The following is a 21,586-nucleotide window of genomic DNA, read 5'->3' on the forward strand; positions in this document are numbered from 1 at the left end:
GACGTGAAAGACATGCCTCAAGGCCCGCCGTTGCCTGTTGGCACGACGGGTCCGGGTCGAGTGAGGGGCTTAGAGCGGGCTCAGGGGCCTGTGTGATGCTGGGCGGGTTTCTTGAATCTTTTCAGTGCATTGCCGGATTCCTGATAGAGCGCCACCAGGAGGCCCATCGTCATTGCCACGATCACGAAGCTCATCGGCAAGGCGGCGGCCATCAGGATGGTCTGCAGTGCCTTGAGGCCGCCTGCCATCAGCAAGGTACCGGCCACCAGTCCGATGCAGATGCCCCAGAAGATGCGGTGACGCGCCAGCGGCTCCTCATCGCCCAGCGACAGGATGGTGGTGACCACCAGAGTGCTGGAGTCGGAGCTGGTCACGAACCAGCTGATCAGCAGGAAGATCAACAGCGAGGAAAGGATGACTCCCAGCACGCCGTTGCCGGCCAGGGCATCGGCGGTGGCGAACAGGGCTTCCGGCAGATTCCAGTTGCGCACCAGCGTCATCAGCTCGCCGGTCCCCGGGCCCATGGCGGCCGTCAGCTCCTGATGCAGACCGGTACCGCCGAACAGCGCCTGCCAGAGGAAGATGATCAGCGGTGGGGCGATCAGCACGCCGAGGATGAACTCGCGCAGGGTGCGCCCCTTGGAGATACGCGCGATGAACAGGCCGATGAACGGGGCCCAGGCCAGCCACCAGGCCCAGTAGAAGATGGTCCAGCCTTCCTGCCAGCTGCTCTCGCCCGGGGTCTGGGCGACCCAGAGTCCCATCGGCACCACGTCGCGCAGATAGGCCAGCAACGTCTCGCCGAACAGCGAGATCAACCACAGGGTGGGGCCGCCGATCAGGAAGCTGCCGACCACGAGCACCGAGACGCCGATGTTGAGCTCGGAGATGAAGCGGATGCCGCGCTTCACGCCGGAGACGGCTGACACGATGGAGATCACGCTGATGGCGGCGATCAACGCCAGCTGAGTGCCGAGCCCGGCATCCAGTCCGGTGAGGCGGTTGAGCCCGACGGCGATCTGGCTGACGCCGAGACCCAGCGAGGTCGCGATTCCGAAGACACAGCCCAGTACGCCCATGATATCCACGGCGTGACCGATGGGACCGTAGATACGCTCGCCGATCAGCGGATAGAGCGCCGAGCGCAGCGCCAGGGGCAGGTGATGGCGGTAGGCGAAGTAGGCGAGTGTCATGCCGACGACGCCATACACCGCCCAGCCATGCAGGCCCCAATGGAAGAAGGCCACCTTGAGGGCCTCGACGGCGCGGGCATGGTCCATGCTGGTAGCGCCGGCCAGATCCGCGTGCGGGTTGTTGGGGTACCCGAAGCCCCCGGAGTCGTCGAAGTAGAACAGTGGCTCGGCGACCCCGAAGAACAGGATGCCGATCCCGACGCCTGCCGAGAGCAGCATCGAGATCCAGGTGAAACGCGAGAACTCGGGTCTGCTGTCCCTGGGGCCGAGTCGCAGGCTGCCCCAGGGAGACACCACCATGACCAGTGACAGGGCGATCATGCCCACGACCAGGATGAGGTAGTAGGTGCCGAAGGTGTTCTCGATCCAGGCGCGGGCGGCGCCGAACAGGGAAGAAGAGGCCTGCGGACTCAGGCCGGCACCGACCACGAAGGCCAGCAGCAGGCCGGCAGCGGTGAGTGTCATGCCCTTGTGCATGCCCTTGAGCGGGCCGCGGGTCTCAAGGCGCTGCGTCAAATCAGGGGGGATGCCGCGGTGAGCGGACTCTTGCGAGTCCTGTTGGGCGGGTGTCATGGGAACACTCCTTTATTGTTGTGATTGTTGTCTCGCACTACCTGTGTGGAACGTTCTGGACATCAGACATCGACACGTTCTAAGGCTAGAGCGTCGTCCCCGATCATTTTCTCCCCAAACGAAGTCCAGTTAGCTGAACGCGTCATGCGGCAAGCGTCAGGCCGGCTTTTCGGATATTTTCTCGCTGGAAGCCTGCATTGCCTCAGCGCTCAGGGGCCCTCCGAGAGAGGCTGGAAGAGGATGTCCGGGAGCCAGAAACGCCAATCCCCGCCGGGCCTTGTGGCCTCAAGCGGGGATTGGTGTCATGCGGGTGCCGGCATCAGGTCATGGCAGGAGCCGTGACCGGCATTGGTCAGACTGACCGGCGGATCAATTCAGGCCCGTGTCGGGGGAGGCGCGGCGACGTGCCTTGAGCGCCATGCGCGATTCCTCGATCAGGGCGATCAGAAGACCCAGTGTCATGAGCAGAATGACCAGGCTGACCGGCAATGCCGCCGCCATCAGCACGGTCTGAAGGGCTTTCAGGCCGCCGGCCATCAACAGGACGGCAGCGACCGAGCCGATGCAGACGCCCCAGAAGATCCGGTGGCGCGCCAGCGGCTCCTCATCGCCCATCGACAGGATGGTGGTGATGACCAGGGTGCTGGAGTCGGAGCTGGTCACGAACCAGCTGATCAGCAGGAAGATCAGCAGTGAGGACAGGATGACGCTCAGGGTGTCATTGGCCACCAGTGTATCCGCCGTGGCGAACAGCGCCTCCGGCAGGTTCCAGTCGCGGATCATGCCCATCAGTTCGCCGGTTCCCGGGCCCATGGCTGCGGTCAGTTCCTGGTGCAACGCGGTGCCACCGAACAGCGCCTGCCAGATGAAGATGATCAGCGGCGGTGCGATCAGTACGCCCAGCACGAATTCACGCACGGTGCGGCCCTTGGAGATACGGGCGATGAACAGGCCGATGAACGGCGCCCATGCCAGCCACCAGGCCCAGTAGAAGATGGTCCAGGCATCCTGCCAGTCGCGTTCCAGCGGCGTGCCCGCCACCCACAGACCCATGGGAATGACGTCACGCACATAGGAGACCAGCGTCTCGCCGAACATGCTGATCAACCACAGTGTCGGCCCCCCGATCAGGAAGCTGCCCACCACGATGACGGAGACGCCGACGTTGAGTTCGGAGATGATGCGGATACCCCGGCTGACCCCCGAGACGGCAGACGCGATGGAGATGGCGCAGATCACGGCAATCAGCACCACCTGGGTGTAGATGCCGGAATCCAGCCCGGTCAGACGATTGAGGCCGACGGCGATCTGGCTGACGCCCAGGCCCAGCGAGGTGGCGATACCGAACACGCAGCCCAGTACCCCCATGATGTCGACGGCGTGGCCGATGGGGCCATAGATGCGATTGCCGATCAGCGGATACAGTGCGGAGCGCAGGGCCAGCGGCAGGCCGCGGCGATAGGCGAAGTAGGCCAGGGTCATGCCGACGATCACATAGACCGCCCAGCCATGCAGGCCCCAGTGGAAGAAGGCCAGCTTGAGCGCATCCACGGCGCGCGCATGGGTCATGGCGGTGTGGCCGGCGAGGTCCGCGTGCGGGTTGTTCGGGTAGCCGAAGCCGCCGGAGTCATCGAAGTAGAACAGCGGCTCGGCGACCCCGAAGAACAGGATGCCGATGCCGACGCCTGCCGAGAGCAGCATCGAGACCCAGGTGAAGCGAGAGAATTCGGGACGGCTGTCCGGTGCGCCGAGGCGCAGGTTGCCCCAGGGAGAGAACACCAGGGCGATGCACAGCCCGATCAGTCCGACGATGGTGACGAGATAATAGGTGCCGAAGGTGGACTCGATCCAGGCGCGGGCGGCGCCGAACAGACTCGCGGACATGTCGGGTGCCAGGCCCGTGGCCAGGACGAAGAGCAGCAGCAGGCCCGCTGAGGTCAGGGTCATGCCCTTGTGCATGCCGGTCAGCCAGCCTGAGGTCTCGACCTGCACGCTGGAACTGGCGTCGGGGTAGGGCAGAGGGGCGGTATTCGTGGAATCGGGAGAGGACGCGGGGTCGGATTGGGAAGGGGTCACGCAGTAACTCCTGTTCGAGCTGGTCAAAGGGCCAGCGATCCCTGTCTCGGTCGAGGCATCGGGGATATCGACCGCTCATCCGGCACCATTATTGTTGTCGTGTTGGCAACGAGAAGAGAGGAGGAACGCATTTTGGAAAGAGCAGTTCTTGGCTAACTGCCTAAAAACATTACGATATATTATGGATGGAATTGTTTTTGATGGCTACAGCTTCTGGAAAAATCACGCTACGCCAGAAGCGGGTCGGGCAAGCGGGACGCGAATCACCACGACATGATCACCAGGCGCTCGCACTGAGGCCCTGGGGATGCCCGGGAGGCGGCATGGTGAAGTCTCGATGACAGGTAAATTTCAACAGTCTGTTTTGTCGTCAGGCGAATTATTGTTAACGTAATGCGTCATTTTTGGCGGTCTTCGTCATGTCACGCTCTCGGGTGATGACCCATGACATCTCTCTTTCCCTGTCACGGAGGCTCTCGCGTCATGCGTCTCGACTATTCCGGCCCCTTGCCCGAAACGATCGGTTTTCTGCTACTGCCGCGTTTTTCGATGATGGCCTTCTTCGCGGCGGTGGAGCCGTTGCGCATCGCGAATCGCATCAGCGGCAAGCCGCTGTTTCGCTGGTTGCTGATCAGTGAGGATGGCCAGCCGGTCACGGCATCGAGTGGCATGACGCTGGTGGCGGATCACAGCATTCTGGATATCCGCTCGCTGCCTTCGCTTGCGGTATGCAGTGGCTTCGAGCCGGAAGCTCACCTGAATCGCGCTCTCACTGGCTGGCTGAATCGCCTCGATGCCGGTGGCTGTGTGCTGGGCGGGCTGGATACCGGGTGCTTCCTGCTCGCCGCGGCCGGGCTGCTCAATGGTGAGCGCGTCACGCTGCACTGGGAGAGTCTGCCGGCGTTTCGCGAGCGTTTCCCTGCCATCAGCACCTCGGATGAATTGTTCGAGCTGGGCGCACGGCGTTTCTCGTGTGCCGGGGGAGCGGCGGCGATGGACATGGCATTGGACGTGATTGCCCGGCGGCACGGCACGGCCCTGGCAGTCGATGTCTCCGAGCAGCTTGTCCATGACCGCATGCGGACGCGAACCGATCAGCAGCGCATGACGCTGGCGCGGCGACTCGGCACTCACAAGCGCCAGCTGGTCGATGCCGTCGCCTTGATGGAGCAGCATCTGGACACCCCCCTGTCGCTGGAGGAGCTGGCCCGACGCTGTCGCATCTCGCTCAGACAGTTGCAGCGTCTGTTCGAGCAGGAACTCGCCACGTCGCCGCGAGCCTGGTACCTGAGGCTGCGGCTGGAGCGTGCTCGGCATCTGCTCAAGGAGACGGATCTCGATATTCTCTCCATCGGACTGTCCAGTGGCTTCACGTCGAGCTCAAGCTTCTCGCGGGCCTATCGCAATCACTTCGGGCATTCCCCGCGAGCCGAGCGCTAGGGCTTCGGTAGGGCAGTTCTCGTGAAAAAGTCAGTTCTCATGAAAAAGGCAGCTTTGTGCAAATGAGCGGCGCGTCTTTCCTTATGGAACGTGTTTTCCATAGGCTTGGCCTCGCGATGGGTGGGCCGTTCAGGTGAAGTGCAGATGACGTGCTGATGCCCTGGTGATCACAAGAGGAAACATGATGAAGCGAATGGCACTGGCCTCGTTGTTCAGCGCGGGGGTCGCCAGCCTGATCCCCGTGTCCGCGATGGCCCACGAGGGGGATGTCTCGGAGCGACTGGCGCAGATCGCCTCCCTGTTCGATGCCCGGAGCATCGTGGCTGGCCCTGAGGTGGTGGATTGCACGCTGTCCGGTGGGACCGAGACCCAGTGCTTCAGCATCACGCTGAAGAACTCGCTGGAGTCCAGCGAGATGGGCCCCTGGTGTCCCGGCAAGCTCTCGGACGGTGCCGACAAGGGGGGTATCTGGGTGCGTGACGGCAAGCAGTACGACGTGGATGGTGCCTTCATCGAGAATCTGGCCACCTTCTATGATGACCCCGAGTGGCAGCTGTTCGACGAGGCCACCGGCAAGGTTCACGTCACGGATACCAGGACGGCCTGTGATCAGGCGGCGCGGCCGGATGTGGCCGAGGCGTACCACAACTACTGCGTGGAATGCCGCACGGAATACATGGATGAGGTCGTCGAGACCACCTATGTGCTGCCACTGGCTCCCGTTGCCCGTCAGGAAGCGGCATCAGGGCGCACTCCGCCAATTCCGCGGGGAATCGCCTTCAATGGCGTCAGATTCGATGCGGCAGCGCCTCAGGATGCGATTCTTGCCGCCCATACCCTGGCGCCTTTCGATGACTGCGGAGGGCATGTGAATCTGCATGTCGGCTATCACTATCACGGTGCCAATGGCTGCAGTCCCGCGAAGGAGAACGTCGCGGAGGATGCACCGATGATCGGCTTTGCCATGGATGGTTATCCGATCCTGGCCAGACTGACCGGTGACGAGGCCGAGGAGGCAGAACTCGACGCCTGCAGTGGCCATGTCGGTGCAGGCATCGGATACCATTATCATGGCAACAGCGCCGAAAAGAACGAGATTCTGGGATGTTTCCATGGCGAGATAGGCTGCGCACTCGACTCACCGGATGCCATCTGCACCGCAGATGACATGGGACATCGCGGGCCACCTCCCGGTGAGGAAGACCGTCCGCCGTCCGGGAAGGAGTGAGCCTGCAGGCACCTGAACACCTGTCGTTTTCTGACATATTCGTTGCACATTGCGCCAGCAAGCTTGTCGTCATTGAGTGATGACACAAGGAAATGCCGACATGAAAGCCTCTGAAACTCCTTCCGCTCGCGTGACCTTTCGTCGTCGCGGCAGCCTGGCCTTGATGGCGGGCGCACTGCTGGCCATCAGCGGGATGAGCATGGCGCAGCCTCCGGGTGGCAAGCCGCCGCAGGAAGCCTTCGATGCCTGTGCCAGCAAGCAGGTGGGAGACCAGTGCCAGATCGCGGTGCCTGAGGCAGACTCGCTGGTGCCGGGACATTGTGTCGCTCCGCCCCGGGGTGGCGAGACGGCCTGCTTGCCGGATGATGCCAAGCAGGGGCCCAAGCACTGAGGTCAGGGCCTGAGCCGAGCCTGAGACCAGGCCGAGCTTGAGTCCAGGCCGAGCTTGACCCTCACGGCTGTCCCGCCCATCGACACCCGCCACGCTGATCACTCGAGAGAGCAACAGCGTGGCGGGTGTTCTCTCTTCGGAGCCTACTCATGAAGACGGCACGCCTTGTGCGAAAGACCGCATCGATCACGGCCTGGTTGCCGGCCTCCCTGTTGATGGCAGGGGTGGCCCATGCCGAAGTGGTGCCGGGCCAATTCTCCACGGCCGCGCTGGTCAAGGCGCCGGAAACCGTCAGCTGTACGCTGGAGAATGGCAGCGCTGCCCAGTGCACCCGACTTGTCGTGAAGTACCGGCCTGATGACCTGGAGATCGGCCCTTTCTGCCCACCGACGCTGGATGATCAAGGCGGTATCTGGCAGTGGGATGGCCAGCACCCCGGTCTATATCGGCTGGATCGTGCCTTCTTCGAGATGCTCGATACGCTCGGGTTTCATTTTCATGATGAGGACGAGACGCTTCACATCATGACGGACCTGAGCAAGCGTCAGGAAGAGGCCAACAACTGCCTCAACGTGGCGGAAGATGACAGCGTCGAGATGAGCATTCTGCTGCCTGTCGTCCCGGTGCCGGCCGACTCGCCGACGTCGCTTGGCACTGTCGCCAAGGTAGGCCTGGCACTGGATGGCGTGCCCATCTTCGCCGATGCTCCCTCGGTGCTGGATACCGGCAATCTGCCGGCATTGGATACCTGCGGCGGTCATGTGGATCCGGGTGGCTGGTATCACTGGCACGCGACGGCCACGGATATCGATAGCGTCTATGACACGCAAGGCGTGGATGCCCATTGTCAGCAACCGCAGAGCAAGAGCGCCCAGTTCGCCTATGCCTTCGATGGCTATCCGATGTTCGGCAGTGAAGACCCGACGGGCGAGGTGCCGACCGATCTCGACAGTTGCAATGGCCACTTCGGCCCGACCGAGCGTCACCCGGAAGGCGAGTATCACTATCACGCCACTCAGGAATTCCCCAACCTGCCCGCATGTCTGAAGGGTGTGGTGGCGAAGGACAACTTCACTACCAATGCCAGGATGGGGATCGGCTCTCCACGCAAGCCGGGTCAGGGCCCCATGCCCGGCCATGCAGGCGACGGACATCCGGGCGGGCCAATGCCGGGAAATGATGATGACAGCGCCGGGGGCGGGGCGCCGTGAACAGCGCCGGCGCTCCGGCACTGCGTGCCATGCCATACCCTGCTGTCTGCACGAATGTCATGGTCTTTGCCGAAACTTCCGCGTCTCGGTGCGTGTTTCACACTGCTGCTGTCTCCCCCCCCAACCGAGAGATCTCTTCACTGGATTTGCCTTCATGTCGCTTTCTCGCACCTCTTCATGCACCTCATCTCGCACCACATCTCACACCTCTTCTCGCGTTGCGCCTCTCGCGGCTCACTCCGCTCGGCGTCGTGACTCGCGGCCTTGCCGCTTGCCCCGTCTGACGGCTGCCCTTGTCGGCATGTTGACGGTGCTCTTCACCCAGACAGCCAGCGCGCACGTCGATACGGATAGCGTCGGCGGCTTTGCCGCGGGCTTCCTGCACCCCCTCACGGGCCTGGATCACTTTACCGCCATGGCAGCCGTGGGGCTGTGGGGGGTGATTCTGGGCCGTCCTGCTTCCTGGCTGTTGCCGGTGGTCTTCCCGATGATCATGGCGCTGGGCAGTGTGGTGGGCATCGTGGGGGTGGCATTGCCCGGAATCGAGATCGGCATTGCCTTGTCGGCTTTGGTGCTCGGCGGCTTCATCGCGGGGCGCGTGCGCCTGCCGCTGTGGATGGCCTGTGCGGTGATCTCCGTCTTTGCCGTCTGTCATGGCTACGCCCATGGGGCGGAGTTGCCCCTGGCGTCTGATCCCTTTGCCTTTGCGATGGGCTTCATGGTGGCCACCGGCAGTCTGCATGCCGCGGGTATCGGCGTTGGCATCATGGCGGAGCGCTTCCGTCAGGGCATGTTGCTGCGCGGATTGGGGATTCTGACGGCACTGCTGGGTGTCTACTTCCTGGTCGAGGCATTGTCATGATGTGGCCGGAACAGTGGATGATCGGCGTTCGCGCCGTCTGTGGCAGCCCGGTGATCCTGTATCTCATCGTCACGGCGGGTCTTGTCGGAGTCGCCAGTCAGGACACGCTCACCTGGAAGGCGGGCGGGCGAATTCTGCTGCGGCTCATCAATGGCCTGCTACTCGGGATCACCCTGTCACTCTTTGCGCCACAGAGGCTGGTAATGGCCGTGATGGGACTGGCCATGCTGGTGTCGTTGCTCGTCGCGATTCACGTACCGCTGCGCCATGCCTTCGGTCAGGGCATCTTCCAGCGGGTGCCGGCGCTGCTGGCCGGGCTGGTGGTGGCGCTGCTGTTTCTGGGCCATGAGGTGGCCTCGACACCCTTTGCCATCCTTCTCGGTGTCATGATGACGGTGATGTGGGGTGTCCTGCTTTGCTGGGCGATATTCGCGTTGATCGGTCGCCTTCTGCCTCGTGCGGCCTTCGTGATCGCGCAGCGAGTGCTGGGCGCCTGGATGGTCGCGATCGGTGCCATGTCACTGACCTTCATCGTGATGCAGTGGTAGCCGCCCCGGCATGACGAGAAGAACCCGGAGACCCTGTCGGCCTTCCTCCGTCCGCGTCTGACTGGCTGACACCTCAGGCCACCCGGCCATGCGCGAAAGCCTCATGAATTCATCGTCCGACACACAGGAAAGCTCATGCGCCCACATTCCCTGACGTCTCGGGAACGACCCCGTATCGTGAAGCCCGTCGTGGCACTGACGGTGGCATCCGTTCTCATGGTGCCAGTGTTCTTCCGTGTCGCGCAGTCAGTCGCGAATGATCAACCCTCGCTCGCGAAGGCCCAGTCCGGCTCAGAGAAGTCCACGTCGGAGGCAGCGGCACAGCGTACGGGCAGGTCCGCCGCCGAGGCGCATTGCGCCGCTGTGAAGGCTTCCGTGCAAGATGCCGGCTTCGCCGACTCGGTGTCTGTCACCTGCCAGAACGGCAAGGCGCTGATCACCTCGGATACCTACCCGGATCACGAGATGATGACCGGTATCGTGGGCACCAATGAGCAGGTGCCGGTGCCCGCCAGCGACTACATCTCTCCGATCGCACTTGAGTCCACGCTGGGGGACACACCGCAGACACGTGATGCGGCGCTGGGGGTGGCGGTCAATGGTGTGCCCATCTACGACTATACCGGGGGCGGAGAGATGTCCCCGGGGGATCTTTCCGTCTATCAGGCCAGTAACGATACCCTGGCGACGCAGCAGCTGGATGCCTGTGGCGGGCACGCCGGACGCGGCGATGATTACCACTATCATGTCAAACCCGTGTGCATGATCGACAAGATGAAGAATGCCGATGACAACCCCATCATTGGCTGGGCTTTCGATGGTTACCCCATCTATGGCGATGACAACCCGGATGGCTCCCATATCGCGATGGATGTGCTGGATGTCTGCAACGGACAGCCTGATGACACCTTCGGGTATCGCTATCACACCTCCGAACAGGCGCCCTACATCATTCAGTGTCTGATGGGCGAGGTGCCAGAGGCGAAAGACCTGCCGCGTGTTCCGCCGCTGAAGGCCGCGAGTGGCGATACGCAGGCCGACAGTCGTGGGCGGCCTGCCGGCACTCCGCCGCAAGGGGGCGTGGAAGACCTGGTCTTTACCCAGCAGGCAGACGGCAAGCGCAGCATGGATTACACCTATCACGGTGAAGCCTATTACATTCGCTATACGCCCACCGATACGCCCAATTGCTATGACTTCGAGACGCGTACCGTGACGGATGGTGGCGACGTCAAGACCGGGGAGTACTGCCGATGATTCGGGCATGGTCGAGCAAGTTATCGAGCAATCTGGCGGGCAAGTTCTCAAGTGCATGGCAGACGCGTCTAGCACGTGGCTTGGTCGTCGGGCTTGGTGCGATGGCCCTGGCCACACCGGCGCTGGCACAAGGCGACTTCACGCTCACCAGCCCTGCCTTCAATGATGATGGCTGGTTGCCGGATGACCTGAAATGCACTCGTGACGGCGGCGATGGCGTCACGCCGCCGCTGACATGGGGTGATGTGCCTGACGGCACACAGAGCCTCGCCCTCATCATGCATCACTATCCCAAAGGCACCGTCGAAGGTCGTGATGCTCCCAGCCAGTATTGGCTGCTGTGGAATCTTCCGGCAGACACCCACGCCTTGTCGCGCGGCAACCCGGCGTCGCTGGGGGATGAGGGCGCCGACAAGGACAAGAAACGTATCGGGTATACGCCGCCTTGTTCACCTCCCGGCCCTGAGGGCTCATATCACGAATACACGATCACGCTGTATGCCTTGAAGGCACCGCTGGAGGCGTTGCCGGATCATGACGACATGAGCGTGAACTGGGACACGATGACCGAGGCACTGCAGGGCAAGGTGCTGGATTCCTCCTCCATCATCTTCCGTAACTGAGCAGATGATGGACGCAAGCCCCCCCCTGCAAGCCAGGAAGCGCGATCGCCATTCACCACGAAAGGAATTTTTCCATGCGCACATTGCTGACCGCCGCCCTCATTCTGGCTGCCGCACCTGCCTTTGCCGATTCACATGCCAAGGATGAGCATGCGGCCAAGCCCAAGGCCGGCCCCCAGAGTGGCACCAGACTCAAGGCCGAGGTCTGGGTCGATAACTGGTTCGAGATGTACGTCAATGGCGAGAAGGCGATGCAAGACAGCGTGCCGATCACCACGGAGCGTTCCTTCAATTCAGAAACCGCCATCATCGAGACGCGATTCCCGGTGACGATTGCCATCAAGGCCAAGGACTTCAAGGAAAACGATTCCGGCCTTGAGTACATCGGCACGGACCGCCAGCAGATGGGCGATGGCGGCATGATTGCCCAGTTCCGTGATGCCAGAACAGGCGAGGTCATCGGGGTCACCAACCGCGACATGCATTGCCTGGTGGTGCAACACGCGCCTGTCGAGGCTTCCTGTGCCGATGAGAGCGACCCACAGGCAGGCGAGGGCGCCTGTGACTTCGAGGAAACCACGGTGGACGGTGACTGGACGGCCCCGGACTTCGATGACAGCGCCTGGCCGGCTGCCATCGAGCATCAGTACAGCGATGTCAGCCCGAAGGACGGCTACGACGATATCGACTGGGATGACAGTGCCAGGTTCGTGTGGGGGAAAAGCCTCAAGCAGGACAACACCCTGCTGTGCCGCATGACCCTCGACGGCTGAGAAGACACGCGAAAGGCGTGAGCGCCATGACATTGCATTGTGCCCGTTCCTCCCCCATCCCTGAGGGAGGGGCAGGGAGATCTCAAGGAATGGAGCACTTATGCAGTTCATGAAGAATGCCAAGGAACTGGCGCGCAATCCGCTCGGCATCATCGCGCTGTTCATCTCGTTGATCTACGGCTTCGCGAGCCTGTTGCTGAATTCATCCGCAGACAAGCTGACAGAGGTCGAGCGTTGGCCGCTGATCGCCTTCATCGTCATCTTTCCGCTATTGGTGCTGGGCGTGTTCTATCGTCTGGTGACCAGGCATCATGGCAAGCTCTATGCCCCCGGCGATTACCACAAGGACCGCTCCTTCATGCGCACCCTGTCGCCCGCCGAGCAGGAGGAGCGTCTGACGGCCGAGGTACAGGACTCACTGGGCGGAGAGCCTGGCATCGAGATGCCGCCAGCCAAGGCGTCGTCTTCCCAGCCACCCGTGGATGATGCCGACGTGGCGCAACTGCTCCATGACGACAGTGACGATACGTCGATGGCGTCACCCGCCGGTGGGGCGGTGACATCGCATGAGATATCGCGGGAGAAGATGACGCGAGAGCATCGCCATGAGCTGCGCGCATTGAAGACCGCACTGGTAGGACAGATCGTCCGCGAGTCCGGGGCAGAGCCGTCCGGCGAGGTACGTCATGATGTCCAGGTAGGGGATACGCGGGCATGCTTCGATGCGGTGTTTGCCGGCAAGGCCTCCACGACTACCTTCGTGGATGTCAGAGTGCTCAAGCATCACGCCAGGGCCGAGCGTATTCTCGACAGCATTCTCTATGAAGCTCTCATCGCACAGCGGGCGCTGGAGGATGATTTTCGTCTGGTGGTCGTGGTCGTGATCTACGGCGACGCGGACCTGCGTGAGCGACTACAGGCCCGCTGGCAGCCGCGGGTCTCACACTGCCCGGCGGATGTCGAACTGCGTGTCCTTCGACGCGATGACGTGCGCTGTGAGGCAGCGTGATGTGCTGAGGCGTGATCCACCGTAGCCATGAGAATGTCTCGTCCAGACACGGCAGATGAGGGTGCACCTCGGGCCGGCCAGTGCTTGAGGTGGATCACGACGAAAAGAGGCCCGTACCGATGCCATCGGTACGGGCCTCTTTTCATGGCACGACCGCCCGGGGCGGCATCATGCCTCGCCAAGACGGCGCGTCAAGGCGTCACAGAAATCACGCCAGGCGATGCCCATCTCAGGCAATTCATGATGGGCGTGCAGGGCGGCGTGGACCATCCCCGTCGCGCAGTGATAGCCGACTTCCGCCCCCTGGGCTTTCCAGGTGGCGACGGCCGCCTCCAGCGGCGCCGTGAGAGGGTCATGTTCGACCGAGAGCACTTCGATGACCTGCGCCGGTGCCTGCCGTGAATGGGGTGGCGTCATGGCGTAACTGTGCGAGGGGTCACCCTCGGCCACCAGCTGCCACATGGCGACGATTTCTTCACGGCTGAGCAATGGCGCCGTCGGCCCCAGTGTGGCGAGGTCCTCATTGTCGAGGCTCAGTACCGGGTCCATCGGCGGGTAGATGAGGCCCAGCACATAGGGGGAGTGTGTCTCGTGATGCAGGCGTGAGACATCCATGACCAGGCGACCGCCAGCACTGTCGCCGACGACTGCGACAGGGGTCAGTTCACGCACGGCAACCTCACAATCCATCAGCGCCTGTTGATAGGACGCTTCCGGCAACAGCCGGTAATCCACGCTGATGACCTCACGATTGAGCCGTGACGCCAGGCTTGAGGCCACGCCCTGATGGCTATCCAGCGAGCCGACCTGCCAGCTGCCGCCGTGCAGATAGACGACACAGCCGTCCTTGCGTGGCGCCTCACGCGTCGGGCGGAAACGTCGCAGGGCAATGACGTGGCCATCATCGGAATGCAGTGTCTCGTCGCTTGGCGTGACGCCGTCTGCGAGTGGTGCGGCCAGGCGCGCGTAGAGGGCTTCGCACTGAGGCCGGCTCTCGGCGACTGACAGGCCTGCCAATTCGGCCATGCCGTCGGCGAAGGCCTCGATGAAGGCCTGGCAACGCAGCGGTGAAGATGTCTCGTGTGTCATGGTCTCTGGCCCGAAAGGAAAAATGTCATGCATACGATAACACCCCGCCAGAAACTGACGGGGTGTCGGTCCATCCTTCGAAAGGACGATCTACCTCTTGATGCTGTCGGTGCGCGTATCAGGCCGTCTTGCGACGGATACCGATACGCCGGCCGGCGGCCTTGGGCCAGTCATCGTCGCCTGCCGGCTGGGGTAGGGCGGCGATGCGCTCCGCCACCGCTTCCGGGCAGGGGGTCGGACGACCGCCACTGATGCTCATCGCCATCAACATCTGCTCGCTGGTGGCAATCTCGCCGCCGTCGGCATCGGTCAGAGTGAACAGCACGTGCTGACGCTTGGGGTCGTGATCCAGCAGCAGGACCTTGACCTTGAGTGTCTGGCCTTCGTGCGCCTCCGCCAGGTAGCACAGGTGTGTCTCCAGAGTGTAGATGGTCAGGTCGTGTTCGCGACGACCGTCGGCATCCAGGCCCACGTGTTCCATCAGCGCCTCGACTGCCATCGAGAAGGCGCGCGCGTATTCGGCATCATTCATGTGGCCGTTGTAGTCGACCCATTCATGCGGCACCGTGATCTCGAGCAGGTCCATCAGATACGCCCCTCGAGACCTTCGGCTTCCGGCCAGTACTTGCGCGTCAGCGTCAGCAGCTCGACCAGGAAGTCATCGCGACGACGATCCAGCTCGGCAACCGGGCGACCCGCTGCCTGGTATTCGCAGCCTTCCACGACCTTGTCGATCAGCTCGTCGGTCAGCTCAGGCGCTTCGAGCTTGGTCCACGGCAGTTTCAGGGCCGGGCCGAACTGTTCGAGCATGTGACGCATGCCCGGCTCGCCGCCGGCGAGGTGGAAGGTCAGGAAGGTGCCCATCAGCGACCAGCGCAGACCACAGCCATAGACGACGGCCGCGTCGATCTCTTCGGTGGTGGCGACGCCGTCGTTGACCAGGTGCAGGGCTTCACGCCACAGCGCTTCCATCAGACGATCCGCGATGTGACCTTCGATCTCGCGACGCACGATCAGCGGACGCATGGCCAGTGCTTGATAGTCTTCGCGTGCGCCTTCCAGCAGGGCCGGAGAGGTGTGCTCGCCACCCACCAGCTCGACCAGCGGCAGCAGATAGACCGGGTTGAAGGGGTGGGCGACGATGACGCGGCCCGGCGCCTTCTTGCAGTCCTGTTGCAGATCGGTCGGCTTGAAACCGGAGGTGGAAGAGCCGATCACCACGTGCTCTTCGGCCGCGGCATCGATGGCGCTGAGGATTTCCTGCTTGAGCGGCAGACGCTCCGGCACGTTTTCCTGGATCAGGTCAGCACCGACGACAGCTTCCTCGAGGGTCGCGGCGAAGCGCAGGCGCTCGACGGAGGCGCCTTCCGCCAGGCCATCCTTCTCCAGTGCATGCCAGGCATTCTCGACGAAGGCGCGAGTGCGGGCTTCGGCGTCCGGGGCCGGATCAAAGGCGACCACATCCCAGCCATTGGCCAATGCACGGGAGATCCAGCCATTGCCGATGACACCGGTTCCTACGACAGATAACTGGCTCATGCGACACCTCCAGCGGTTTCGAGGGCTGCCACGTCGCCGGCGGTCTTGCCGGTGGACGGATCACGCAGCTTGAGGAAGGCGCGCGTCTCGGCCGGCGTCATCACGCTGGAGCCCAGGTTCTCGATGATGCCAGAGGACTTCTCGACCAGCTGTGCATTGGTCGCCATCACGCCCTTGGACAGATAGAGGTTGTCTTCCAGACCGACGCGAGCGTGACCGCCCAGCAGCACGGCCTGTGCGACCATCGGCATCTGCATGCGGCCGATACCGAAGGCTGCCCAGTTGGAGTTGGCCGGCAGCTTGTTCTTCATGGTCAGCATGGTTTCGGTGTCGGCTTCCGCGCCCCACGGAATGCCCAGGCACAGCTGGAACAGCAGGTCGTCGTCGAGCAGGCCTTCCTGCTGCAGCTGGCGAGCGAACCAGACGTGGCCCAGATCGAAGCACTCGAGCTCCGGCTTGACGCCAGCGGCCTGCACCAGACGAGCGTGCTCACGCAGCCAGTCAGCGGTGTTGATGTAGACCATGTCGCCGAAGTTCAGGCTGCCGCAGTCCAGGGTGCACAGTTCCGGCAGCAGTTCCTGGATCGGCGCGTGACGCTCGGCCGGGGTCTGGATATCGGTGCCCGGGCCACCACGAGTCGGGTCGTTGACGTCCGGAATCCAGTCGCCGCCACCACCGGCGGTGATGTTCATGACGATGTCGGTGTCGGCGGAACGCACACGGTCCATGACTTCACGGAAGTGCTCGGTGGAGTGGCTGATGCCGCCGGTCTCCGGATCACGCACGTGAATGTGGGCCACGCTGGCGCCGGCCTTGGCCGCCGCGATGCAGTCATCGGCGATCTGCTTCGGTGTCACCGGGACATTCGGGTTCTTGCTGGCGGTATCACCCGCGCCAGTGATGGCGCATGTCAGGATTGTCTTGCGATTCATCGTCGAGCCTCACGTGTCAGGACACTTGTCTGCGGTAAGTCGCAGCGGCCATGTCACCAGACGTCAACCTGCACGTCCCGGTCGCATCGCCTCTGCGCCTTTGTTGAACACAGTGTCGTGAAGTTGGGGGCAGCGAGATGATCAGAACGCGCCGGATACTGTGCGTTTTACGTCAACCTGCCGCTCGCAGCAGATTGAGGGTGATCACTGACCTCCCTTGCAGGCTTCTCGACGTCTTCTCCGGCAGGCAGGGCAAGGGTGGCGATACGCTCATTGCGTCGAGGAGGAGAGGGTCGAGATGAAGGAAGAGTGTAGGGATGAGAGAGGAGAGAGATGAGAGATGAGAGCGAGAAGAGATGAGAGAGGAAGTGAGAGGAGAGAGAAGAAAGGTGGAGTGAGAAGAGAGCGACAGGAAGGAGAGACAAGCCCGGAGGAAATGGACAGTCTCGAGTGCTCTGGTCATCGGCAACGCAACTCCCCCTGGATTGCCAGAGGTAGGGCTTCTGACAATCCAGGGGGAAGAGGACGACATGCCCCTGGCTGAAGAGACATGTCCCTGGCTGAAGAGACATGGCCTTGGCTGAAGAGACATGGCCTTGGCTCAAGAGTATGAGTGGCAATCCCTTGCCCCAGACTCGTGATCTCACGCGGGTCTCATCCCTTGGGCGTCTCAGCGCTTCAGCGTCTGATCAGTTCAATCTTTCATCACTGAATCTTGCCGCTTTTCAGCTCAGAGAAGACCACCTTGGCGTAGTCGCCGTTGGCCTTGTCGGTTTCCCATACGCCCGTACCTTCACAGGCATTGGAACTGGCCTTGGTGTTGCACTGGTTGTAGGAGCCCGCCTTGAAGTACATCCAGTCACCGGCGTAGCCCGCCGAAAGGTCATCTGCGTCCACCTTGCCGTTGGCATCGACATTGTCGGCAAGATTGATCTCGAAATTGCGTGTCGGATGGCCGTCCGAATTGAAGGTCAAATGCATGATGTCGCCCTTGACCTCGACCTTGTAGCTGAAGGTCTCTCCCAGCGAAATGCCTTCCTTGCCGGGATCAGCATTGCTGCTCCAGTCGTTGCCCCATACCGCATAGCTGACATCCGTGCGTTTGGGATCTTCCTTGGCGAGATTCTTCTCGTAGTTCCAGAACACCGAGCCAGTGTCCTGATCCGGCAGCTTCTTGTAGAAGATCTTGAGTGGCTCGTTGCCATGTCCAAAGCCTTCATTCGCCTCCATCAATGCCTGGTCCTTGCCAGCATGTATCTGGCCGATGACCACCGAATAGGCTGACTTCCTGTCTGGTTTCTTCGAACGCTCCGCGACATGTTCCACGCGCAACGTGGCCTCAAGGTAGCCGCCTATCTGAGCGAATTCATCGGCCTTTTCATGCGAGGCGAGTGCGAAGTTGTTCTTCGGATCATGGGTGCCGATGCTGGTGTCGGTACCGCGTAGCATCTGACGCAGTTCCGTGCGGGCATTGCTTGAATTTGGCGTCGTGAAGGCACTGTTGGGCGTCACGAAGACCATATGGGAATCATCGTCGAGATAGAAGTAGTCAGAGTGACGATAGCTCTGAAGGTCTGACACCTTGATTTCATCCACCTTGCCATTGCCGTCGGCGTCCATCGGCAGTGTCAGTTTCCAGGTGCCGAGATCGAATGTCTCTCCGGGGGGAGTGTCATTGGCAGCACTTGGCGATGAAATGATACCTGCACTGGCAGCGAGGAAAAATGCTGTCACCAAGGGGTGGCGTACCCGAGTATTACGCATGGTCTCAAGCCTTTTTTATGCTTATGGGGTGAGTGCCAAGATGGCAGTCGAAGGCTAGAGCCAGTTGATCATGACTGTCAAGACGATTGTTGATGAAAATGAAATAGCGTTTTGAAAACTGGATTTCCAATATTTTACAGAGGGTTATGTGGTGATCTGAGAGGTAGGATCGTGCTTTCAGCCATGAGAGAGGAAAGGTATCGCTGTTGGCATCTCAATGATTGATAAGGAAAAAATCATATCAATGCGTTTTCTTGAATTTCCATGTCATCCATTGGTCATGCATGGCGGTTTCGCCATGGTGGACGCTGAATGAAGACAAGGCTTGACCGCCTCATGCAAGAAGAGAGTGAGTAGTTGCCTGAAGAGAATGGAGAAGGGGTGGCACGGCGTGTCGACGCAATTGCTGACATGGAGTGCTGGCATGCGGACAACGGTGTGACAGCAGAGATTCTTTCACGCTGTGACATCCATCCATGGATGTCTGGCGATTGGCGAGCAATGACTTGCACGCTGCGTGTCGGATAGCGAAGCGCTACCTGACGTCGTTCAGGGGTGATGCGTGTCTCAATCCGTTTCCTTCCAGCCAAGTTGGCGGGAAATATTGCGCCCGGATTCGCACAGGTTGGCCTTGTAGGCCAGGGTGATGTCCTGGTGATAGCGAATGGTGGGGATGGACATGCTCAAGGCGGCAATGGCCTTGCCGGTGTGATCAAGAATCGGTGTCGCGAAACAGCACACTCCGGCGTCCATTTCCTCGAGATCTTCTGCCAGACCCGACTGACGCGCCTGTGCGAGCTGCTCATCCAGCGCCTGACGCGAGGTCAGCGTGCGCTCGGTACGCGGTTCCAGTGGTTGCAGTGTCAGCAGGTGCTCAAGCTGGGCTTCGGTCATGCGTGACATCAGCGCCTTGCCCATGGCAGTGGTGTGCGCGGGGCAACGGTCACCGATGCGGGTATTCATGCACAGATTGAAGTGCGAGTTGTACTTGTGGACATAGACGATCTCCCCGGTGCTGGCATCCAGAGTGCCCAGGTGAACCGCTTCACGGGTCAATTGCGACAGGGCGGCCATGTCGGGGTCCGCCATCTTGATCAGGTCCATGTTGCCCAGGGCTGAACTGCCCAGCACGAAGGCTTTCATGGTCAGGCGGTATTTCTCGCTTTCGCTGTCCTGGGCGACATATCCGAGGTTCTTGAGTGTCTGAAGAAACCGATAAGCAGTGCTTTTCGACATCATGGCACGCTGCGAGAGTTCGGCGAGGCTGGACTCATGATCGATATCCAGCCCCTCCAGCACTGCCATCACCTTCATCACCGCGGTGACGTTGTCGACCTTGGCTTCGGCAGCCTTGGTTTCTGAAGACATGAGATCCCTTATTCTGAAATTAATGAAACTTGATTTTAGAACACCCATCTTCGCTTTTACACCCTCAGCCGCGCTACCACAACGCTTGCGGCCGGTGGTGGCATCGATGGATGCGCTGAGCGGCAGATCATCGTCCAGGGATTGGAGCGGTCTAAAAGTCTAAGATGGAATGAAATGCTGTTTCAAAAATAAAAATCCCCTGCTACGTTTTCAAAACGCCATTTCAGATTGATGTCTCAATCGACGGTGTCCCTCGCGAATCTGCTCGCGCTGCGAGTGCGGGGGAGCGTCTCAAGGATGGGACATGGTGCTCAGGATTCAGTACCCGGTACTCAGCAGGGAGCGACAGCGATGAACGCAGGCAGTTTCTTCATCAACGACGAACAGGATTGGCAGGATGTCGAGCCGGGCATCCAGCGCAAGATCGTCGCCCACACCCCGGACCTGATGGCCGTATGCGTCAAGTTCGACCTCGGTGCCGTCGGTACGCCCCATCAGCACGAGATTCATGACCAGATCGGCTACGTCGTGCAGGGCGCATTCGAGGTCGAGCTTGACGGCGAGAAGCGCCGGCTCGGGCCGGGCGATGCCTTCGTCGCACCGCATCACACCCTGCATGGCGCCGTGGCGCTGGAGTCAGAGAGTGTGGTGATCGATCTCTTCTCACCGCGCCGCGATGACATGCTGACACCGTGACGTTGTGCCGCTCTCGGGCTCTGGCCCGGGTCGGCACTCTGGCGCACCAAATGATGCGGTTTATCTAAATAAGACTTTATTGATTGATGGGTGATGGCCGTTGTGCCGGGGCCACTGACGCCCGCCATTCCCCCAATTTCATTCCACAATTTCAGGAGTGTCGTGATGTTTGAAGATCTCAAGGACAGACGTGTATTGGTGACCGGTTCCACTGCAGGCATCGGGCTTGAGGTGGCGCGAGCCTTCCTGGCGGCAGGTGCCAAGGTCGTGCTGCACGGCAGCCGGAGCCCGTCTCAGGCGGAATCGCTGCTGAGCGAGCTTTCCGCGCCGGGACGCGTGTTCTATCTGCAGGCGGACGTGCGCGAGACGGCTCAGTGCGAGGCGCTGGTGAAGCAGGCCGTCGAGGCCATGGGCGGACTGGACGTGCTGGTCAACAATGCCGGCGGTCTTGGCGGGCGCCAGGGGCTCGAGAGCATTGACGATGACTTCTTCGACAATGTCATCGACCTCAACATTCGCTCGGTGGTGATGGTGACGCGCTTCGCGATTGAGCCGCTGCGCGCCTCGGCCCGCCAGTCCGGACAGAGCAGCAGCGTGATCACGACCGGGTCGATCGCGGGGCGTGAAGGCGGTGGCCTGGGCGCGTGCCTCTACGGTGGCAGCAAGGCGATGGTGCACAACCTGCATCGCAACTGGGTCAAGGAATTCACCAAGGACAGTATCCGCTTCAATACCGTGGCGCCGGGCACCATCGATACGGCCTTCCATGCCGACAAGAGCGATGCGCTCAAGCAGACCATCGCCGGCAGCATCGCCATGGGGCGCTTCGGCGAGTGCCAGGAAATGGCGCCGACCTACCTCTATCTCGCCTCGCATGCGGCCAGTGGCTATGTCACCGGCCAGGTGATCGACGTCAATGGTGGGCAGATGTGTCCGTGAGTTCGTCAATCCGTGCTCAGGCAATCTCTGCGCCCTCTGGTGTCGCGGGGCCGGGCGAGACTGAGCCAACCCGGG

Annotated in this window: 20 protein-coding genes; 12 read left to right on the forward strand and 8 right to left on the reverse strand. The window is 61.5% G+C overall.

Features of this window, described 5'->3' with window-relative positions; genetic code table 11:
- Positions 1-80 precede the first annotated feature (80 nt).
- Positions 81-1,766: a BCCT family transporter gene (locus QD228_RS09040; RefSeq protein ID WP_279875276.1), complete on the reverse strand. Its 1,686-nt coding sequence runs from the start codon at positions 1,764-1,766 to the stop codon at positions 81-83.
- Positions 1,767-2,135: 369 nt separating this feature from the next.
- Positions 2,136-3,842 carry a BCCT family transporter gene (locus tag QD228_RS09045; RefSeq protein ID WP_240499701.1) on the reverse strand — a complete coding sequence of 569 codons (1,707 nt, stop codon included), beginning with the start codon at positions 3,840-3,842 and terminating at the stop codon, positions 2,136-2,138.
- Positions 3,843-4,325: 483 nt separating this feature from the next.
- Between QD228_RS09045 and QD228_RS09050 the strand changes: the two genes are divergently transcribed.
- From QD228_RS09050 to QD228_RS09095, 10 genes are all read left to right on the forward strand, one after another.
- Positions 4,326-5,282 (forward strand): GlxA family transcriptional regulator, encoded by a 957-nt coding sequence (locus tag QD228_RS09050; protein ID WP_176494141.1) that lies wholly within the window; start codon positions 4,326-4,328, stop codon positions 5,280-5,282.
- Positions 5,283-5,463: 181 nt separating this feature from the next.
- Positions 5,464-6,510, forward strand: coding sequence for a YHYH protein (locus tag QD228_RS09055; RefSeq protein WP_279875278.1), 1,047 nt, complete (start codon positions 5,464-5,466; stop codon positions 6,508-6,510).
- A 100-nt stretch (positions 6,511-6,610) separates the two neighbouring features.
- Positions 6,611-6,901, forward strand: a complete 291-nt coding sequence (locus QD228_RS09060; protein ID WP_084208406.1) for a hypothetical protein — start codon at positions 6,611-6,613, stop codon at positions 6,899-6,901.
- A gap of 149 nt (positions 6,902-7,050) precedes the next feature.
- Positions 7,051-8,112, forward strand: coding sequence for a YHYH protein (locus QD228_RS09065; protein ID WP_279875280.1), 1,062 nt, complete (start codon positions 7,051-7,053; stop codon positions 8,110-8,112).
- 301 nt (positions 8,113-8,413) lie between these two features.
- The gene (locus tag QD228_RS09070) at positions 8,414-8,974 is read left to right on the forward strand and encodes a HupE/UreJ family protein (protein ID WP_176494138.1); all 561 of its coding nucleotides are present in this window, start codon (positions 8,414-8,416) and stop codon (positions 8,972-8,974) included.
- A complete protein-coding gene (locus QD228_RS09075; protein ID WP_176503826.1) occupies positions 8,971-9,522 on the forward strand; it encodes a hypothetical protein in 552 nt (183 codons plus the stop codon). The genes QD228_RS09070 and QD228_RS09075 overlap by 4 nt, the downstream gene beginning before the upstream one ends.
- 135 nt (positions 9,523-9,657) lie before the next feature.
- Positions 9,658-10,779, forward strand: coding sequence for a YHYH protein (locus QD228_RS09080; protein ID WP_279875281.1), 1,122 nt, complete (start codon positions 9,658-9,660; stop codon positions 10,777-10,779).
- Positions 10,776-11,402: a YbhB/YbcL family Raf kinase inhibitor-like protein gene (locus tag QD228_RS09085; RefSeq protein ID WP_279875283.1), complete on the forward strand. Its 627-nt coding sequence runs from the start codon at positions 10,776-10,778 to the stop codon at positions 11,400-11,402. The genes QD228_RS09080 and QD228_RS09085 overlap by 4 nt, the downstream gene beginning before the upstream one ends.
- A 74-nt stretch (positions 11,403-11,476) precedes the next feature.
- Positions 11,477-12,175, forward strand: a complete 699-nt coding sequence (locus QD228_RS09090) for a PEBP family protein (RefSeq protein ID WP_279875284.1) — start codon at positions 11,477-11,479, stop codon at positions 12,173-12,175.
- Between the two features lie 100 nt (positions 12,176-12,275).
- Positions 12,276-13,184: a hypothetical protein gene (locus QD228_RS09095; protein WP_279875285.1), complete on the forward strand. Its 909-nt coding sequence runs from the start codon at positions 12,276-12,278 to the stop codon at positions 13,182-13,184.
- Between the two features lie 168 nt (positions 13,185-13,352).
- Here the strand turns inward: QD228_RS09095 and QD228_RS09100 are convergent, their stop codons facing one another.
- The 6 genes from QD228_RS09100 to kdgR form a co-directional block, all read right to left on the reverse strand.
- Complete coding sequence (locus QD228_RS09100; RefSeq protein ID WP_279875286.1) at positions 13,353-14,273, reverse strand: alpha/beta hydrolase fold domain-containing protein; 921 nt, start codon at positions 14,271-14,273, stop codon at positions 13,353-13,355.
- A 118-nt stretch (positions 14,274-14,391) separates the two neighbouring features.
- On the reverse strand, positions 14,392-14,859 hold the full coding sequence (locus QD228_RS09105) for a thioesterase family protein (protein ID WP_279875288.1): 468 nt from the start codon (positions 14,857-14,859) through the stop codon (positions 14,392-14,394).
- A complete protein-coding gene (locus QD228_RS09110) occupies positions 14,859-15,812 on the reverse strand; it encodes an L-carnitine dehydrogenase (protein ID WP_136939245.1) in 954 nt (317 codons plus the stop codon). Before QD228_RS09110 ends, QD228_RS09105 begins: the two co-directional genes overlap by 1 nt.
- A complete protein-coding gene (locus tag QD228_RS09115) occupies positions 15,809-16,744 on the reverse strand; it encodes a 3-keto-5-aminohexanoate cleavage protein (protein WP_279875289.1) in 936 nt (311 codons plus the stop codon). The genes QD228_RS09110 and QD228_RS09115 overlap by 4 nt, the downstream gene beginning before the upstream one ends.
- Positions 16,745-17,449: 705 nt before the next feature.
- The gene (locus tag QD228_RS09120; RefSeq protein WP_279875435.1) at positions 17,450-18,478 is read right to left on the reverse strand and encodes a polysaccharide lyase family 7 protein; all 1,029 of its coding nucleotides are present in this window, start codon (positions 18,476-18,478) and stop codon (positions 17,450-17,452) included.
- A 597-nt stretch (positions 18,479-19,075) separates the two neighbouring features.
- Positions 19,076-19,876 carry a DNA-binding transcriptional regulator KdgR gene (gene kdgR, locus QD228_RS09125; RefSeq protein WP_077371163.1) on the reverse strand — a complete coding sequence of 267 codons (801 nt, stop codon included), beginning with the start codon at positions 19,874-19,876 and terminating at the stop codon, positions 19,076-19,078.
- Positions 19,877-20,227: 351 nt separating this feature from the next.
- Here kdgR and QD228_RS09130 point away from each other — a divergent pair, with 351 nt between their 5' ends.
- Together QD228_RS09130 and QD228_RS09135 are read left to right on the forward strand one after the other, a co-directional pair.
- Positions 20,228-20,572 (forward strand): cupin domain-containing protein, encoded by a 345-nt coding sequence (locus QD228_RS09130; RefSeq protein WP_084208419.1) that lies wholly within the window; start codon positions 20,228-20,230, stop codon positions 20,570-20,572.
- 165 nt (positions 20,573-20,737) lie between these two features.
- Entirely contained in the window at positions 20,738-21,511 is a 774-nt protein-coding gene (locus QD228_RS09135; protein ID WP_279875291.1) for an SDR family NAD(P)-dependent oxidoreductase, read from the forward strand.
- The last annotated feature ends 75 nt before the right edge of the window (positions 21,512-21,586 follow it).

Origin of the sequence: Cobetia sp. 3AK (genome assembly GCF_029846335.1) — a bacterium.
GTDB lineage: Bacteria > Pseudomonadota > Gammaproteobacteria > Pseudomonadales > Halomonadaceae > Cobetia > Cobetia marina.

Coding starts and splice junctions, on each gene's coding strand:
- kdgR (WP_077371163.1), bottom strand. CDS start 19,876: ATGTCTTCAGAAACCAAGGCTGCCGAAGCCAAGGTCGACAACGTCACC.
- QD228_RS09040 (WP_279875276.1), bottom strand. CDS start 1,766: ATGACACCCGCCCAACAGGACTCGCAAGAGTCCGCTCACCGCGGCATC.
- QD228_RS09105 (WP_279875288.1), bottom strand. CDS start 14,859: ATGGACCTGCTCGAGATCACGGTGCCGCATGAATGGGTCGACTACAAC.
- QD228_RS09130 (WP_084208419.1), top strand. CDS start 20,228: ATGAACGCAGGCAGTTTCTTCATCAACGACGAACAGGATTGGCAGGAT.
- QD228_RS09080 (WP_279875281.1), top strand. CDS start 9,658: ATGCGCCCACATTCCCTGACGTCTCGGGAACGACCCCGTATCGTGAAG.
- QD228_RS09115 (WP_279875289.1), bottom strand. CDS start 16,744: ATGAATCGCAAGACAATCCTGACATGCGCCATCACTGGCGCGGGTGAT.
- QD228_RS09110 (WP_136939245.1), bottom strand. CDS start 15,812: ATGAGCCAGTTATCTGTCGTAGGAACCGGTGTCATCGGCAATGGCTGG.
- QD228_RS09100 (WP_279875286.1), bottom strand. CDS start 14,273: ATGACACACGAGACATCTTCACCGCTGCGTTGCCAGGCCTTCATCGAG.
- QD228_RS09090 (WP_279875284.1), top strand. CDS start 11,477: ATGCGCACATTGCTGACCGCCGCCCTCATTCTGGCTGCCGCACCTGCC.
- QD228_RS09060 (WP_084208406.1), top strand. CDS start 6,611: ATGAAAGCCTCTGAAACTCCTTCCGCTCGCGTGACCTTTCGTCGTCGC.
- QD228_RS09070 (WP_176494138.1), top strand. CDS start 8,414: ATGTTGACGGTGCTCTTCACCCAGACAGCCAGCGCGCACGTCGATACG.
- QD228_RS09095 (WP_279875285.1), top strand. CDS start 12,276: ATGCAGTTCATGAAGAATGCCAAGGAACTGGCGCGCAATCCGCTCGGC.
- QD228_RS09055 (WP_279875278.1), top strand. CDS start 5,464: ATGATGAAGCGAATGGCACTGGCCTCGTTGTTCAGCGCGGGGGTCGCC.
- QD228_RS09075 (WP_176503826.1), top strand. CDS start 8,971: ATGATGTGGCCGGAACAGTGGATGATCGGCGTTCGCGCCGTCTGTGGC.
- QD228_RS09085 (WP_279875283.1), top strand. CDS start 10,776: ATGATTCGGGCATGGTCGAGCAAGTTATCGAGCAATCTGGCGGGCAAG.
- QD228_RS09065 (WP_279875280.1), top strand. CDS start 7,051: ATGAAGACGGCACGCCTTGTGCGAAAGACCGCATCGATCACGGCCTGG.
- QD228_RS09050 (WP_176494141.1), top strand. CDS start 4,326: ATGCGTCTCGACTATTCCGGCCCCTTGCCCGAAACGATCGGTTTTCTG.
- QD228_RS09135 (WP_279875291.1), top strand. CDS start 20,738: ATGTTTGAAGATCTCAAGGACAGACGTGTATTGGTGACCGGTTCCACT.